The sequence below is a fragment of the Tistrella sp. genome (assembly GCF_002684955.1).
GTDB lineage: Bacteria > Pseudomonadota > Alphaproteobacteria > Tistrellales > Tistrellaceae > Tistrella > Tistrella mobilis.
The window spans coordinates 104,454-121,320 of the sequence record NZ_NYWI01000005.1; the positions used below are offsets into that span (position 1 = coordinate 104,454).

Annotated in this window: 11 protein-coding genes; 7 read left to right on the forward strand and 4 right to left on the reverse strand. The window is 68.2% G+C overall.

Annotation, left to right across the window (positions count from 1 at the left end):
- Positions 1 to 67: 67 nt before the first annotated feature.
- The 7 genes from CMO28_RS01550 (at position 68) to grxD (ending at position 13,947) form a co-directional block, all read left to right on the forward strand.
- A complete protein-coding gene (locus CMO28_RS01550) occupies positions 68 to 8,851 on the forward strand; it encodes a S8 family serine peptidase (RefSeq protein ID WP_296708554.1) in 8,784 nt (2,927 codons plus the stop codon).
- Between the two features lie 286 nt (positions 8,852 to 9,137).
- Positions 9,138 to 9,908 carry a phosphoribosylaminoimidazolesuccinocarboxamide synthase gene (purC, locus tag CMO28_RS01555; RefSeq protein WP_296708557.1) on the forward strand — a complete coding sequence of 257 codons (771 nt, stop codon included), beginning with the start codon at positions 9,138 to 9,140 and terminating at the stop codon, positions 9,906 to 9,908.
- On the forward strand, positions 9,908 to 10,150 hold the full coding sequence (gene purS / locus CMO28_RS01560) for a phosphoribosylformylglycinamidine synthase subunit PurS (RefSeq protein WP_041604930.1): 243 nt from the start codon (positions 9,908 to 9,910) through the stop codon (positions 10,148 to 10,150). The genes purC and purS overlap by 1 nt, the downstream gene beginning before the upstream one ends.
- 85 nt (positions 10,151 to 10,235) lie before the next feature.
- Positions 10,236 to 10,925, forward strand: coding sequence for a phosphoribosylformylglycinamidine synthase subunit PurQ (purQ, locus tag CMO28_RS01565; RefSeq protein ID WP_062762031.1), 690 nt, complete (start codon positions 10,236 to 10,238; stop codon positions 10,923 to 10,925).
- Positions 10,926 to 11,002: 77 nt separating this feature from the next.
- On the forward strand, positions 11,003 to 13,210 hold the full coding sequence (gene purL / locus CMO28_RS01570; protein ID WP_296708563.1) for a phosphoribosylformylglycinamidine synthase subunit PurL: 2,208 nt from the start codon (positions 11,003 to 11,005) through the stop codon (positions 13,208 to 13,210).
- A gap of 79 nt (positions 13,211 to 13,289) precedes the next feature.
- Positions 13,290 to 13,526, forward strand: a complete 237-nt coding sequence (locus tag CMO28_RS01575; RefSeq protein WP_014745777.1) for a BolA family protein — start codon at positions 13,290 to 13,292, stop codon at positions 13,524 to 13,526.
- 67 nt (positions 13,527 to 13,593) lie between these two features.
- The gene (gene grxD / locus CMO28_RS01580) at positions 13,594 to 13,947 is read left to right on the forward strand and encodes a Grx4 family monothiol glutaredoxin (RefSeq protein WP_014745778.1); all 354 of its coding nucleotides are present in this window, start codon (positions 13,594 to 13,596) and stop codon (positions 13,945 to 13,947) included.
- A gap of 81 nt (positions 13,948 to 14,028) precedes the next feature.
- Here the strand turns inward: grxD and CMO28_RS01585 are convergent, their stop codons facing one another.
- From CMO28_RS01585 to CMO28_RS01600, 4 genes are read right to left on the reverse strand one after another with little or no spacing between them, the layout of a single operon-like run.
- Positions 14,029 to 14,379, reverse strand: a complete 351-nt coding sequence (locus tag CMO28_RS01585; protein WP_296708568.1) for a DUF3325 domain-containing protein — start codon at positions 14,377 to 14,379, stop codon at positions 14,029 to 14,031.
- Positions 14,376 to 15,914 carry a PepSY-associated TM helix domain-containing protein gene (locus tag CMO28_RS01590; protein ID WP_296708571.1) on the reverse strand — a complete coding sequence of 513 codons (1,539 nt, stop codon included), beginning with the start codon at positions 15,912 to 15,914 and terminating at the stop codon, positions 14,376 to 14,378. Before CMO28_RS01590 ends, CMO28_RS01585 begins: the two co-directional genes overlap by 4 nt.
- Positions 15,911 to 16,171 carry a hypothetical protein gene (locus tag CMO28_RS01595; RefSeq protein ID WP_323755049.1) on the reverse strand — a complete coding sequence of 87 codons (261 nt, stop codon included), beginning with the start codon at positions 16,169 to 16,171 and terminating at the stop codon, positions 15,911 to 15,913. The genes CMO28_RS01590 and CMO28_RS01595 overlap by 4 nt, the downstream gene beginning before the upstream one ends.
- A complete protein-coding gene (locus tag CMO28_RS01600) occupies positions 16,168 to 16,785 on the reverse strand; it encodes a TonB-dependent siderophore receptor (RefSeq protein WP_296708574.1) in 618 nt (205 codons plus the stop codon). The genes CMO28_RS01595 and CMO28_RS01600 overlap by 4 nt, the downstream gene beginning before the upstream one ends.
- Positions 16,786 to 16,867 lie beyond the last annotated feature (82 nt).

Here is a 16,867-nt window from a genome sequence, read left to right on the forward strand (position 1 = left end):
TCCGCGCGATACAGGCAGGTTTTAAAAACCATGACGTGAGTCAGCCTGCACCCCGGAGGGCGACCCCATGCCGCGCGATCACGCGACCCCCCTGTCTCTCGTCCCCGGCGACCGTCCCGTCGACGGCACGGCAACCGACCCGGCAGAGGTCGCTCTGCTGACGGCACGGCCATCCGCAGACGCGGCGCAGACGCCGGGCGACGCAGAGAGCTCCGCCTGGCAGGATCCCGCGGCGGAGGCCGGGCCCACCCTCCCCCAGGGCTGGTGGCACGGCTATGGCGCGGCCGACCTGTTCGCGGATCTGGATCGCTGGACCGCAGACGACGGTGCTGCGGGCCGTGGCGCGGCCTCGATCCACTACGCGGTCAGCCCCCTGGCCACCACCGGTTTTGCGGGCGCCGGGCTTGCGGTGGCCGGCCGTGGCACCACCGGCAGCATTGAAGCCCTGCTCGGCGGCGGCGGTGGTGCGGCGGGCGGCGGCCCGGGCGGCGATGATCCGGGCGATGGCGGCGCGCCGGATGGCAGCCCGCCCGGCCCGGCCCCCGACGATCCGAATGGCGGCCCGGGTGCCGGACCGGATGGCGGCCCGTCCCCCGATGGCGGGCCGGGCAGCGATGGCGACGGCGGCAATTGGTTCGATGATCTGTTGAACAGCGCCGGCGACGCCGTCCGCGACCTTTGGGACAGCTTCTCGGACAGCGTGCTCGACCCCGTGGGCGATGCCTGGGACACCGCCACGGACTGGGCGAACGATGCCTATAACAGCGCCGCCGATGCGGTGAACGACGCCATCAGCGATCTGGGGGACTATGCCTCGGATGCGGCCGATGCCATCCGCGACGGCTGGAACGATCTCTCGGACAGGGTGGCCGATGCCGCCCAGAACGCCGCCGACGCCATCTCCGACACGTTCAACGATGCCGTCGACTGGACGAACTCGGCCGGCGAGGCGGTCGGCGATGCCCTGGGCGACATGTACGATACCGCCGCCGATGCCCTGGGCGACGCGCTGGACTGGGCCAGCGATACGGCCGGCGATTTCATGGACTGGGCCGGCGACACGCTCGATCAGATCGGCGACGCCGTAGGATCCGCCGCCGACAGCGCGATCGCGGCCGCTCGGGATGCGCTTGCGGCCGCAGGCGACACGCTCGGCGACTTCGCAAGCGATTTCGGCGACGCCTTGAGCCGGAAGCTGGCCGAATTCGGCACCGCAGCGGGCGCCATTCCCACCACCTTCAGCGCGGCAGTCGGCGCGGTCTATGACGCCCTGACAGAAGTGGTCGGCAGCAACTCCCTGGCCGGTCGCATCGTCAAGGGCCACGGCACCGTCCTGTCGAACCTCTATACAGCGCTCGATGCGGTCAACAAGAATACCGGCGTCGGCTATGCCGAAGCCGCCGGCAGCATTCTGGGCGGCATGGCCGGTACCGCACTTGCCGCCGCCGCGATCACGGCGATCGGCCTGTCGCCGGTGGGGGTGGTCGCCATCGGTGCCGGGCTCGCGGCCAGCGTGATCGGCGGCACGCTGGGTGCTTCGCTGGGTGCCGGCCTCTGGAACACCCTGTTCGGCGACCCGCTGGTCATCGATCTCGACGGCGACGGGGTGGAGGTCACCAATCGCGGCAACAACCCGGTGACTTTCGACATCGATGCCGACGGCTTCGCTGAAACCACCGGCTGGGTCGGCGCCGATGACGGCCTGCTCGCACTCGACCGCGACGGCAACGGCACGATCGACGATGCCACCGAACTGTTCAGCGACAAGGCGGGCGGGCGCAGCGGCTTCGCCTCCCTCGCACGGCTCGACCAGAACGGCGACGGCCGCATCGACGCCGCCGACGCCGCCTATGCCGATCTGCGGATCTGGCAGGATGCCGATGGCGACGGCATCACCGATGCGGGCGAGCTGGCCGGCCTCGCCGACCATGGCATCGTCTCGATCGGCCTTGCATCGGTCGCGGCCTATGCCGGCCGCAACGGCAATGTGATGCTGACCGAGGCCGAGGTCACCCTGACCGGCGGCCAGACCCGCACCATCGCCGAGGTCGCCCTGGGCTATGACGGACTCGGCACCCGTGCGGTCGACCAGGGCACGGGCGACATTGTGCGCGAATACGAAACCGGCCGCCTGCTGCAGGAGATGGACCCGGCCCAGGCGGCAACCGCGGTCGCCGCAGCCGGTACCGCGGTTCTGATCGGCACCGGCTTCGACGATCAGCTCTCGGCCGGCAGCGACGGCGCCTGGCTGGACGGTGCCGGGGGCGACGACGTTCTTGCCGGCGGCGGCGGCAATGACGTGCTGGTCGGCGGGGCCGGCACCGACGACATGGATGGCGGCGACGGCGACGATGTGCTGTTCGTCGATGCCGCCGATCTGGCCGGCGGCACCGTCACCGGCGGCCAGGGCTTCGACAGCCTGGTGGTCCAGGGTACCAGCGGCATCACCGTCGACCTTGCGGATCACGCGGCCGAACGCTTCGTCGGCAATGCCGGCGTCGATATCGTGACTCAGAGCGGCAGCGCGGCTGTATCGCTCTATGGTGCAGGTGGTGACGACCAGCTTTCTGGCGGCGACGCCGACGACGTGCTGATGGGCCAGGCCGGCAACGACACCCTGTCGGGCGGCGACGGGCTGGATGCGGCGGTGTTCACCGGCCGGCGCGCCGATTATCAGATCACCACCACCGGCGGCATCACCACCGTCACCGACCTGCGCACCGGCGCCGTCAATGAAGGCGCAGACAGCCTGACCGGCATCGAGCGGCTGGTATTCCAGGATGGCGCGGTCCATCTGGACGGCACCAATGCCAATCCCTTCGCCCGCACCGACCGGGTGAGCCAGAGCCGCGGTGACGGCTTCATCGACCTGCCCGCCAGCCGATTGACCGCCAATGACCTCGATGGTGACGGCGACGCACTCTCCATCACCGGCATCGGTGATGTCACCGGCGGCTCTGCCTGGCTGACTGAGGACGGCCACGTCCGCTTCGTCGCCGCCCCAGGATTCGAGGGGCTGGCGAGCTTCACCTATACGGTCGACGACGGCCATGGCGGCACGGCCACGGGGCTGGTGGAGGTGGATGTGGAGGCGCGCGGCCCCCGCGACGGCCTCGCCCCCTATCAATGGCATCTTGTCGAGACCACGGTCACCGATGTCTGGCCCGACTATACCGGCCAGGGCGTGGTGATCGGCATCGCCGACAACGGCGTCGACTACACCCATCCCGACGTCGCACCGAATTATGACGACACGATCGACTGGGACTATTCATCCAACGACGATGTCGCCATGCCCCATGCGAGCGGCGATGCCCATGGCACCTATGTCGCGGCGATCGCAGCCGGCGCGCTCAACGGCGAAGGGGTGATCGGCGTCGCCTACGAGGCCACGCTGGCCGGCTATCTGACCTTCGAAGGCTATATCGACTCCTGGGCCGATTATCCGAACGGGTCGCGGCCGCGCTATGACGTCGACGTGCTGAACAACAGCTGGACCTTCACCAGCGATTTCGCGACCACGCTCGGCTTCCTGCCCGCCAGCTGGACCACGCCCGGCATGGAGAAGCTGGCCGTGTACGGCCGCGACGGGCTCGGCACCAACATCGTCTTCGCCGCCGGTAATACCGGTGACGAAGGCAGCCGCGCCGATTACGACCTCTTCGTCAACTCCCGCTACACGATCGCGGTCGCCTCGGTCGACTATCAGGGCGACCAGAGCGTGTTCAGCCGCCCGGGCGCCTCGGTCCTGATCGGCGCGCCGGGCTCGGGCATCGTCTCGGCCGACCGGCCCGGCTCCACCGGCTATGATCCGGGCGAGTTCGGTGCGGATTATCATCTGGGCAGCGGCACCTCGGCGGCGGCTCCGGTCGTCTCGGGCGCGATCGCGCTGATGCTGGAAGCGAATGCCGATCTGGGCTGGCGCGATGTCCAGGCGATTCTCGCCAACTCGGCCTGGCGCGAGATGCCGGCCGACGCGGATGCCGGCTGGCGGTTCAACGGCGCGACCAGCTGGAACGGCGGTGGCTTCGCCTTCCGCGACGATACCGGCTTCGGCTATCTGGACGCCCGCGCCGCCGTGCGGCTGGCCGAAACCTGGACCCTGCAGTCGACCTCGGCCAACGAGGTCTCGGTCACGCTTCAGAACGCCACCGACGTCACGCTGGCCGATAACGGCAGCATCACCTCGACCATCGAGGTCACCGACGAGATCGAGATCGGCCATGTGACGCTCTCGATCGACCTGACCCATACCCATGTCGGCGATCTGGTCATCACCCTCACCTCGCCCGACGGCACCGTCTCCACCTTCGTCGACCGGGCGGGCAAGGTGGCCGGCGACGATACCGACATCGGCACCACGAAGGACAACCTCAATTTCAGCTTCTCCAGCGTGCAGTTCCGCGGCGAGCTGTCGCCCGGCACCTGGACACTGACCGTCACCGATGCCCGCACCGGCGACACCGGCGTGCTGCGTGACTGGAAGCTCGGCATCCATGGCGACACGCCGTCCGACGACACGCTGACCGTGCTGACCGACCAGTTCGCCGATCTCGTTCCCGCGGGCCAGGACGGCCGGCTGGTGATCGGAGACGATGCCGGTCACGACACCATCAATGCCGCGATCGTCACCTCCGACATCGCCTTCGATCTGGCGGCCGGCGGCGTGGTCGACGGCCGGGAAGTGGTGATCGCCGACGGTACCGTGATCGAGGATTTCTTTGCCGGCGACGGCGATGATCTGCTGGTCGGCAATGCCGCGGACAACCGGCTGTGGGGCGGGCGGGGCGATGACGTCATCGAGGGCGGCGCAGGCGCCGACGTGATCGAAGGCGGCCAGGGCATCGACACGGCGGGCTGGAGCACCGCTACCCAGGGCATCACGGTGGATCTGGCCGCCGGCACGGCCTCGGATGGTGACACGCTCTCGGGCATCGAGAATCTGGTCGGCAGCGACCATGACGATACCCTCACCGGCAACGACGGCGCCAACCTGCTGGTCGGCGGTGCCGGGGGCGATACGCTGGACGGCGGCGCCGGTGACGACACGCTGGCCGGCGGTGCCGGCGACGACGTCATCCAGGGCGGCGACGGCGACGATATGATCGAGGTCGGCACCGGCGCCGATACGGTCGATGGCGGCGACGGCTGGGATACGCTGATCATCGACGGCGACATCGCCGACTACACCCTGGCCCAGTCGGGCCCCGGCTGGACGCTGACCGGCGCCGGTGTCGCCGTCAACTTCCAGAACATCGACCTGATCGCCTTCGCCGATGGCGATCTCACCGTGGGCGCGGCCGATGCCGCGCCGGTGGCGGTCGCCGATGCGCTTTCGGTCGAACAGGGCGACGTGCTGGTGATCGATCCGGCCACCCTGCTCGCCAACGATACCGATACCGGCGGCACCCAGCTCACCATCACCGGCGTCGGTGAGGCAGAGGGCGGCGCGGTCGCCATGGGGGCCGACGGGCTGATCCGCTTCCGGCCCGCCGACGGGTTCACCGGCACCGCCGGCTTCACCTATCGCCTGTCGGACGGCCGCAATCGCGACGTCACCGGCCAGGTGACCGTCGCCGTGGCGGCGGGAGCCACCGCCCTTATCCTCGGCACCACCGGCCATGACCGGATGATCGGCACCGGGCTCGACGAGAAGCTGATCGGCGGGCTGGGTGTCGACAACATCCAGGGCGGCGGCGGCAACGACGTGCTGGCCGGCGGCGAACAGAACGACCGCCTGGCCGGCGGGTCCGGCGACGACAGCTATGTCATGAATCGCGGCGACGGCGTCGACTGGATCGACGACGGCATCGGCCACGACGTGCTCGATCTGCGGACCGGCTTCACGCCCCAGGCCGTGACGGTCCGCACGGTGGTCAACAGCTACGATGCCGACGGCAACACCCTCTACGGCGCCGAGGCGGCCACAGGCACCGACATTGCCGATCTCTATCTGGAGTTGGGCGATGGCGACTGGATCATCCTGCACGATTTCTTCGGTGCCACCGGCTACACCGTCGACGAGGTCCGCTTTGCCGACGGCACCATCTGGACGGCGGCACAGCTGATCGGCGCCGGTCTGGTCTCGACCGATGGCGACGACGTGCTGGTCGGCGGCCAGGACGATGAAACCATCGCCGGCGGCCTCGGCAACGACCGGATCTCCGGTGGTGGCGGCGACGACGTCTATGTCTATGCCCGCGGCGACGGCGTCGATCTGATCGACAACACCCCGGGCAATGCCGCCGGCGATACCGACGAACTCTCCTTCACCGACGTCGATGCCGCCGATGCCGGTTTCGCGCTCGACGGCACCGATCTGGTGATCTCGGTCGACGGGGTCGAAGCAGTGCGGGTGCGCGATTTCATCGGCGCCGGCAATCTGGACCTGGTCCGCTTCGCCGACGGCACGCTGATGGACGATCATGCGATCCGCATGGCGCTTCTGGGCGGCACCACCGGTGCCGATACCCTGACCGGCACCTCCGGGGCCGACATCCTGGCCGGCGGTCTGGGCGACGACGTGCTGACCGGCGCCAATGGCAACGACACCTACATCATCGCTGCCGGCGACGGCAATGACCGCATCGTCGACACCTACGGCTCGACCGGCGACGTGCTGATCCTGAACGACGTCGATCCGGCGATCCTGGGCTTCCTGCGGCCGACCGCCGATCTCGACGATCTGATCCTGGTGCTCGACGGCGGACGCGAGGTCTTCCTGGACGAGCAGGCGGCGAACACCACCTACGGCATCGACCGGGTGATCTTCGAGACCGCGAGCTGGAGCCGCACCCAACTTGAAAATCAGGCGATGGCCTGGGCGATCAGTGCGGGCGACGACGTGGTCTACGGCTTCGCCAGCGACAACCTGATCGACGGCGGGGCGGGCAATGACGACCTCTCCGGCCGCGCCGGCGACGATACGCTGATCGGTGGTACCGGCGACGACACGCTCCGTGGCGGCACCGGTGCCGACACCTACCGCTTCGGCGCCGATGACGGCGCCGATCTGATCGTCGAAGAGCTGTACAACTCCGCCCAGGACCGGATCGTCTTCGCCTCGGGTCTGGTTGCCGGCGATCTGGTGATGACCCGCTCGACCAGCGACCTCGACGATCTCACCCTGTCCTTCGCCGGCCATACCGGCACCATCACCATCGACGAGCAGTTCGCGAGCACGACGGCCGGTGTCGAGAGCATCGCTTTCGGCGACGGGATCAGCTGGACGAAGAACCAGATCATCGACGCCTATATCGCCAGCGTCACCACCAGCGGCGATGACGTGACCCGCGGCACGGGCTATCGGGGCGATGTCTTCGCCGGCAGCGCCGGCAACGATACGATCTATGGCTATGGCGGCGCCGATACCTACAACTGGGGCATCGGCCATGGCGACGACGTCATCTACGAAGACCTCTACGACAGCTCGACCGACAGCCTGGTCTTCGGGGCCGGNCTGCTGNCGGCCGACATCCTGCTCACCCGCGGCACCTCGGATATCGACGACCTGACCGTCTCCTTCGCCGGTCAGACCGGNTCGGTGTTCCTGGATGAACAGTTCGCAAGCACCCGCACCGGTGTCGANCGCTTCGTCTTCGATGACGGCACCGTCTGGACCAANGACCAGATCGTCGANGCCTATATCGCCNGCGTCACCACCAGCGGCGATGACATCACGCGGGGTGTCGACTACCGCGGCGACGTCTTCGCCGGCAGCGCCGGCAACGACACGATCTATGGCGATGGCGGCGCCGATACCTATCACTGGGGCATCGGTCATGGCGACGACGTCATCTACGAAGACATCTACGACAGCTCGACCGACAGCCTGGTCTTCGGTGCCGGCCTGCTGGCCCCTGACATCACGCTCTCCCGCACCGCGGCCGACATCGACGATCTCATCGTCTCCTTCGCCGGTCAGGCCGGTTCGATCTTCCTGGACGAACAATTCGTCAGCACCCGCGGCGGCGTGGAGCGTTTCGTCTTCGACGACGGAACCATCTGGTCGCGCACCGAGATGAAGCTCGCCTATCTCTCCCGTGCGGGCACCACCGGCAATGACGACATCTGGGGCTTCGACGACAGTGCCGACACGCTGTCGGGCGGCCAGGGTGACGATTTCATGAACGGGCTCGGCGGTGCCGACACCTATCTCTATGGCGCGGGCGACGGCAATGACCGGATCTACGACTACGGCAGTTCCTCGCAGATCGACACGCTGCAGCTGGGCGCCGACATCACCGCGGACGATGTCGATTTCCGCCGGTCGCTGACCGACAGCGACGATGTCACCCTGTCCTTCGACGGTGGCGGCGCCATCCTGCTCGACGAGCAGATGTCGAGTTCGAGCTATTACGGCATCGAGCGCATGGTCTTCGCCGACGGGACGATCTGGACCATGTCGTCGGTGGAAGGCCGGATCCGGCGCGGCGGCAACGGCAACGACACGATCACCGGCGGCACCGATCGCGACTGGATCACCGGCGAAGGCGGCAACGACACGCTCGACGGCGGCGCAGGCGACGACCGTATCCATGGCGATGCCGGCCAGGACCGCATCACCGGCGGCGCCGGCGACGACATCCTCTCGGGCGGCGACGGCAGCGACAGCTTCGTAATCGCAGCCGGTGCCGGCGCCACCCGGATCCGCGATTTCGTGGCCGGTGCCGGAACCGACGACCTGATCGAACTGGTCGGCCTTTCGGGCTTCACCAGCTTCGCCGAGGTGCTGGCCGCCGCCACCGACGGCGCCGACGGGGTCGATATCGATCTGGGCAGCGGCGGGCAGCTGGTCCTGGAGGGCGTCCTCAAATCGGCCCTGCATCAGGACGACTTCGCCTTCCTCTGATCGCAGACAGCCCCTCCGCTCCTCCTGGGGCGGAGGGCTCGCCTCCCGGGCGAAACCGCATGGCCGGGTCGCGTCGGAAGCCGTTGTCTTGGCGGAGCGGATTGTCTATGTTTCGCGCGCGCCGGACCGACCGCCCAGTCGGCCCGGCCCGACTGATTTGCTCATGGACCCGATTTGCTCACGGACCTGGGCTCAGCTCGTCGAGATCCGACGCTCCCGGGTCGATCCCCGGCTGTGCGGACCCGTCGACGGCGTACCGCCCGTCCGAACTCCCCGGAGGACGCCCATGTCCCGCCGCAGGCGCATCTACGAAGGCAAGGCCAAGATCCTGTTCGAGGGTCCGGAGCCCGGCACCGTGATCCAGTACTTCAAGGACGACGCGACCGCCTTCAACAACAAGAAGAAGGGTGTCATCACCGGCAAGGGGGTGCTGAACAACCGCATCTCCGAATACCTGATGACCCGGCTGGCCGAAATCGGCGTGCCGACCCACTTCATCAAGCGCCTGAACATGCGTGAGCAGCTGGTGCGGCAGGTCGAGATCATCCCGATCGAGGGGGTGGTCCGCAACGTCGCCGCCGGTTCGCTCGCCACCCGCCTCGGCCTCGAAGAGGGTGAGCGGCTGCCGCGCTCGATCGTCGAGTACTACTACAAGGCCGACCATCTGAACGATCCGATGGTGACCGAAGAGCACATCACCGCCTTCGGCTGGGCCACGATCCCCGAGATCGACGAAATCCTGAACATGTCGATCCGGGTCAACGACTTCCTGTCGGGCCTGTTCCTCGGCATCGGCCTCAAACTGGTCGACTTCAAGCTGGAATTCGGCCGGGTGTTCGACGAGGACCAGGACATGATCATCCTGGCCGATGAGATCAGCCCCGACAACTGCCGGCTCTGGGACGTCAAGACCAACGAGAAGCTCGACAAGGACCGGTTCCGCCGCGATATGGGCCGCGTCGAGGAAGCCTATCAGGAGGTCGCCCGCCGGCTCGGCATCCTGCCCGAGGATCCGGGTCGCGAGGTGGCCGAGACCCCGACCGAGGAGGACGCATGATGAAGGCCCGCGTTCACGTGACCCTGAAGCCCGGCGTGCTCGACCCGCAGGGCAAGGCCATCGCCAACGCGCTCCACGGCCTCGGCTATGCCGAAGCGGGCGAGGTTCGTCTCGGCAAGTATATCGAGCTGGACGTCGACGCCGCCGATGCGGCGACCGCCCGCAGCCGCGTCGCCGAGATGTGCGAGCGCCTGCTCGCCAACACCGTGGTCGAGAACTACGCGATCGAGATCGCGGACTGATCCCGCCGCCGGCCCGGGCCACCCGCCCGGGCCGGCGATGTTTCAGCCCCTGCCGACCCGATCCGAAATCAGGGAATCCAAGCCCGTGGATGCCGCCGTCATCGTCTTTCCCGGCTCGAACTGCGACCGCGACGTGGCCGTTTCCGTCGAGGCGGCGCTGGGCCGTGCGCCGCACATGGTCTGGCACCGTGCCGATGAACTGCCCAAGGTCGATCTGATCGTCCTTCCGGGCGGTTTTTCCTATGGCGACTATCTGCGCTCGGGCGCGATCGCCGCGAATTCGCCGATCATGGCGCAGGTCAAGGCCGCCGCCGCAAAGGGCACCCGGGTGCTCGCCATCTGCAACGGCTTCCAGATCGCCATCGAGGCCGGGCTGCTGCCGGGCGCGCTGATGACCAATGCCGGTCTGAAATTCGTCTGCCGCGACGTGCTGCTGAAGGTGGAGCGCAACGACACGCCCTTCACCGCGGGCTATGAGCAGGGCGCGGTCGTGCGGTTCCCTGTCGCCCATCACCAGGGCAATTATTTCGCCGACGACGAGACGCTGGCGCGGATCGAGGGCGAAGGCCTGGTCGCCTTCCGCTATGTCGATGCCGGCGGCAACCCGACCGGGGCGGCGAATCCCAACGGCTCGGCCCGCAACATTGCCGGCGTCTACAACGAGGCGCGCAATGTGATGGGGCTGATGCCGCATCCCGAACGTCTGGCCGACCCGGCGCTGGGCGGCACCGACGGGGCTCAGATGTTCCGCTCGCTGCTGGGCGGGCTCTCCTGAGACGCCCCGGAGTTCCAGCCTCCGAAGCCCGGCATGGCCGGGCCCCAAGTTTCCGAGACTGACGGGAATCGCGACCGATGACGGCCGAAACCAAGATCACCCCCGAGATCGTCGCCGAGCACGGGCTGACCCGCGACGAATACAAGCGGATCCGCCAGATCATGGGCCGCGAGCCCAACCTGGTCGAACTCGGCATCTTCTCGGCGATGTGGAGCGAGCACTGCTCGTACAAGTCGTCGAAGAAGTGGCTGAAGACCCTGCCGACCACCGCCCCCTGGGTGATCTGCGGCCCCGGCGAGAATGCCGGTGTCGTCGATATCGGCGACGGCCAGGCGATCATCTTCAAGATGGAGAGCCACAACCACCCGTCCTATATCGAGCCCTATCAGGGTGCGGCGACGGGTGTGGGCGGCATTCTGCGCGACGTGTTCACCATGGGTGCACGGCCGATCGCGATGATGAACGCACTGCGCTTCGGCGATCCGTCGCATCCGAAGATGAAGCACCTGATTTCGGGCGTGGTGTCGGGCATCGGCGGCTACGGCAACTGCGTCGGCGTGCCGACGGTGGGTGGCGAGACCGATTTCCACCCGGCCTATAACGGCAACATCCTGGTCAACGCCATGTGCGTGGGCCTGGCGGATGCCGACAAGATCTTCTATTCGGCCGCCGCCGGCATCGGCAACCCGGTGGTCTATGTCGGCTCCAAGACCGGCCGCGACGGCATCCACGGCGCCTCAATGGCCTCGGCCGAGTTCGGCGAGGATGCCGAGCAGAAGCGGCCGACCGTGCAGGTGGGCGACCCCTTCACCGAAAAGCTGCTGATCGAGGCCTGCCTGGAACTGATGAAGTCGGATGCCATCGTCGCCATCCAGGACATGGGTGCGGCAGGCCTGACCTCGTCGTCGTTCGAGATGGCCGACAAGGGCGATGCCGGCATCGAGCTGTGGCTCGACAAGGTGCCGACCCGCGAAGCGGGCATGACGCCCTACGAGCTGATGCTGTCGGAAAGCCAGGAGCGCATGCTCATGGTGCTGAAGCCCGGCCGCGAGGACGAGGCCCGGCGGGTTTTCGAGAAGTGGGAGCTGGATTTCGCCGTCATCGGCAAGGTGACCGATACCGGCCGCATGGTGCTGAAGTTCCACGATGCCGTGGCCGGCGATCTGCCGATCAAGCCGCTGGCCAATGGCAGCCCGGAATATGACCGCCCCTGGACGCCCACGCCCCAGCGCCGACCGATCGTGCTGCCCCGCGGCCGCGACGATCTGGACACCGTGCTGCCGACGCTGGAAAAGCTGATGGGCTCGCCCGATCTCGCCTCCCGGCGCTGGATCTGGGAACAGTATGACCACATGGTGATGGGCGACACCGTCGGCCGCCCGGGCGGCGATGCGGCGGTGGTGCGCATCCACGGCACCCGGAAGGCGGTGGCGATCACCACCGACGTCACGCCGCGCTACTGCTATGCCGATCCCTATCAGGGTGGCCGTCAGGCCATCGCCGAGACCTGGCGCAACCTGACCGCCACGGGTGCGAAGCCGCTGGCGATCACCGACTGCCTGAATTTCGGCAACCCCGAAAAGCCCGAGATCATGGGCCAGCTGGTCGGCTGCATCCAGGGCATGGCCGAAGCCTGCCGGGCGCTGAACTTCCCGGTCGTCTCGGGCAATGTCTCGCTCTACAACGAAACCCAGGGCACCGGCATCCTGCCGACCCCCGCCGTGGGCGGCGTGGGCCTGATCGCCGACGTCTCGCGCCGGGCCGACATCGCCTTCAAGGGCCAGGATCACGCGATCATCGTGATCGGCGAGACCCGCGGCCATCTGGGCCAGTCGCTCTATCTGCGCGAGGTTCTGGGCCGCGAGGATGGCGAAACCCCGCCGGTCGACCTGTCGGTGGAGCGCCGCAACGGCGATTTCGTCCGCACGCTGATCTCGGAAGGGCTGATCAGCACCGTCCACGACGTCTCCGACGGCGGCCTGATGGTGGCGCTGGCCGAGATGGCGCTGGCCTCGGGCATCGGTGCGAAGATCGATCCGCCGGCCTTCCAGGCGCCGCTCGCCTGGGCCTTCGGCGAGGATCAGGGCCGCTATGTGATCGCCGCCCCGGCGGCGGCGGCCGATGCGGTGATCGCCCAGGCCTGGGTGACCGGCGTGCCGGCCGCTCAGATCGGCGTGACCGGCGGCACCGAATTGACTCTGACCGGTGCCGGCACGATATCCTTGGAGACGCTGCGCAGCGCCCACGAGGGATGGCTGCCGGGGTTGATGTCGACGCCGGCCTGATCACCGGCGGGACCGCGCTCCGGCGACCCCGGGGCGCGGTTCAGCGACACAAAGATCGCGTGTGACGGGAGAGACGCGGATGCCGATGGACCAGAACGAGATCGAGCGCCTGATCAAGGACGCCCTGCCGGATGCCGAGGTGCTGGTCGAAGACCTCGCCGGTGACGGCGATCACTATGCGGCGCGGGTGGTCTCGTCGGCCTTCAAGGGCAAGACGCGGGTGCAGCAGCACCAGATGGTCTATCAGGCCCTGCAGGGCCGCATGGGCGGTGTGCTCCATGCCCTTGCCCTCCAGACCTCCGCCCCCGCCGATTGAGGCGGGCCGCCGGCCGCGCCAGAGGGCCGGCGTCCAGGAATGAATGCCTTCAAGGTCCGAGGATATCATGACCGACCAGTCCAATCCGGTTTTCGCCGAGATCCAGTCCCATATCGACGCCGAGCCCGTGGTGCTGTTCATGAAGGGCACCGCCGACCGGCCGATGTGCGGCTTCTCCGCCAAGGTGGTTCAGGTGCTGAACTACATGGGCGTGCCCTTCCGCGATGTGAACGTCCTTGCCGATGGCGGGATCCGCGAGGGCATCAAGCAGTACTCGAACTGGCCGACCATCCCGCAGCTCTATGTGAAGGGCGAGTTCGTGGGCGGCTGCGACATCGTCTCGGAAATGTTCGAGACCGGTGAACTCAGCGAATACCTGAACGGCCAGGGCATCGACGCCCGCCAGGTCGGCGTGCGCTGATCCGGTACTGACGACGTCTGAAGACCGAGCGGCCCGCCTCTTTGATGGAGAGGCGGGCCGTTTCACGTCCGGCATCTGGCGTCAGGCGAAGCCGAAGACCAGACCGCAAAGCCCGGCCATAACGGCCAGCCAACCGGCCACCACCACCCGCCCCGCCCAGGCCGGGCGCCAGGCGAAGAGACCGGCGGCCAGCGGCGCGGCAAGGCCGGCTACGCCCGCGACCAGAACCAGACCGCGGCCCCAGCCGTCGGTGAAGACGGCAAGGGCGGCCGCAATCAGCACCAGCCCCCAGCCTTCGAGGCGCCGCCGGACCGGCTGGCGGCGGATGACCGCGCCGCGGCCATGGGCCTGTTCGTGATGGCGCGGCATGGCCAGGGCCAGCGCGGTGGCGGCAGAGGTGCCGATGATCAGCAGCAGGAGCAGCGGGATCATGCCGCCCCTCCCTGCCGGCTGCGCCCCCTGAGGATCATCGCCAGCCGGCCGAGCGTGAGCGCGGCGACGAGGCAGGTGAGCTGCATGCCCCAGAACACCCGATCGCCGGCGGCCAGGGCGCTGAGCGGATCGCGGCCGGTGACGATCACATCGGCGACCGGCACCGCCGCCCAGAGAAGCGCGGCGGCCGCAACGGCGCGCATCCAGCCGATACCATCGGACCGCCAGGCCCCCGCCAGCAGAAAGGCCAGCCAGACCAGATAGAAGGCGGCCGGCTCCAGTTCCGCCCGGCCGGCGAGATCGGCCGGCAGCAGGCGGTTGGCCAGGAAATGGCCGGCGATCGCGGCGGTCAGCCCGACCAGACAACCGATGTTCAGCGCATCGACCAGCCGGTGGCCGCGCGCGCGGCCGGCCGCACCGGTCTTCGGGCGGCGCTTCACCGACCAGAGCACCAGCCCGGTTGCGATCATCGCCGTGCCGGCAAGGCCGGCGGCGAAGAACAGCCAGCGCAGCGGCAAACCGGCGAACCGTGCGAGATGCAGGCCGTAGAGCGTGTGATGGGTGGCGGCAACCGCCCCGCTTCGGCCCCGGCCGTCATCGATCAGCCGGCCGGTGGTGCCGTCGAAGACCAGCGCGTCCGGCAGGCGGGCCAGCTGGTCGGCATCCTGGGGGGTCAGGGTCAGCCGCGCCGCGGTCGTGCCCGGCCGCTCGACCTCGATCCGCCCGACCCGGATGTCGCGGCCGTCGGCCGACCATGCGGCGGTGGCCGATGTTACCACCGGCCCGAGATCGGTGAGCGGCGCGGGCCCCGCCGGTCCGGCAGGCGCCGCCGCGACCGCGATCCCGTCCAGATCGGCGGCATAGCCGGCCCGGCCGCCCGGATAGCCAGCATCGACCGCCCAGGGCATATAGAGCAGCATCAGGGTGATGAGCCCGCTCCAGGTGATCATCAGATGGAAGGGCAGTGACATCACGCCCAGCAGGTTGTGACCGTCCAGCCAGGTCCGCTGGGCGGCGGCGCGGGGGCGGAAGGTGAAGGCGTCCTTGAAGATCCGCTTGTGGACGATCACCCCGGTCACGATCGCCACCCCCATGATCATCGCGCAGATCCCGACCAGATAGCGGCCCGGGATCCGGCCCCAATCGGTCATGATCAGGGTGAAGTGGAGATAGAACAGGAAATCGCCGCCGGCGGTCTCGGGGCCGGCCTCGGGCGTGCCGGCTATGGGATCCAGCCGCTGGGCGACATAGCCGTGGGGCCGGCCGGCTGCCACTTTCAGCACCGGCTCGCGCCCGTCAGAGAGATCGATCAGCCAGCTGACCGCATCCGGTGCCTCGGCCTGAAGCCACGAGGCGGCGAGCCACGCCTGCGTCGCCTGATCGGGCAGGTCGAGCGGCGCCAGCCGGTGCATCCAGGCCGAGATTTCGGGCCGGAAATAGCAGGCCGTGCCGGTCAGGAAGATCGCGAACAGCAGCCAGCCGACCACCAGCCCGGCCCAGGTGTGGAGCCAGGACATCTTCTGCCGGAAGCTCATCGCCAGCCCCCCGCCGCGGCGATCAAACCGGCCAGCACCGCCACCTCGGCCAGGGCCCGGCGCGGGTTGTCGACCGCGAAGACACGGATGACCACCGCCACCCAGACCAGGAAACTGCTCATGCTGCCGGCCAGCACCGCCTCGACCACCGGCCCCGGCAGCAGCCGGACGGCAAGGGTGGCGGCCAGCGCCGCCACCAGATAACCGCCCGGCCCCGCCGCCAGCAGGCGCAACCCGACGCCCCGCATGGCAATCACCACTTGTACTTCAGGGTCCCCAGCACCGTACGGCCCTGGCCCCAATAGCACTGCCTGTCGACCTCGCAGCCCGAGACATAGGTCTCGTCGAACAGGTTGGAGGCATTGACCGCCAGTTCGACACCGGTGAGCGCCGGCGACGCCCGGCCCAGGTCATAGCTGACCGCCGCGTCATAAAGGGTGTAGGACGGCACTTTCAGGGTGTTGGTGTCGTTGCCATAGGTGCTGCCGACATAGCGCACGCCGGCCCCAAGCCCCAGCCCTTCGGCAAAGCCCGCCTGGAATGTGTAGCGGGTCCAGAGCGCCGCGGTCACCTCGGGCACCATGGTCGGGCGGTGATGAAGATCCAGCTCGGTGCTCTTGGTCACCTCGCTGTCGAGCCAGGTGAAGCCCGCCTGGACATCCCAGCCCGAACCCAGGCTCGCCACCGCTTCGAGTTCGATACCCTGGTTCGTGACCTCGCCGATCTGGCGCACATCACCAGGTGCCACCGTCTTCGGAACGTTGGTCTGGGTGATCTGGAACACCGCCGCGGTGAGCATCGCATTCCAGCCGGGCGGCTGATACTTCAGGCCGGCTTCGTACTGGGTGCCGCGACTAGGCGGTAAACTCATAAATTCGCTTGGCGTTTTTTGGCAGCTGTGATTCAAGGCTTCCGAATGAGGGAGCTTTGAATGACGCGCCGCCGCTATGAAC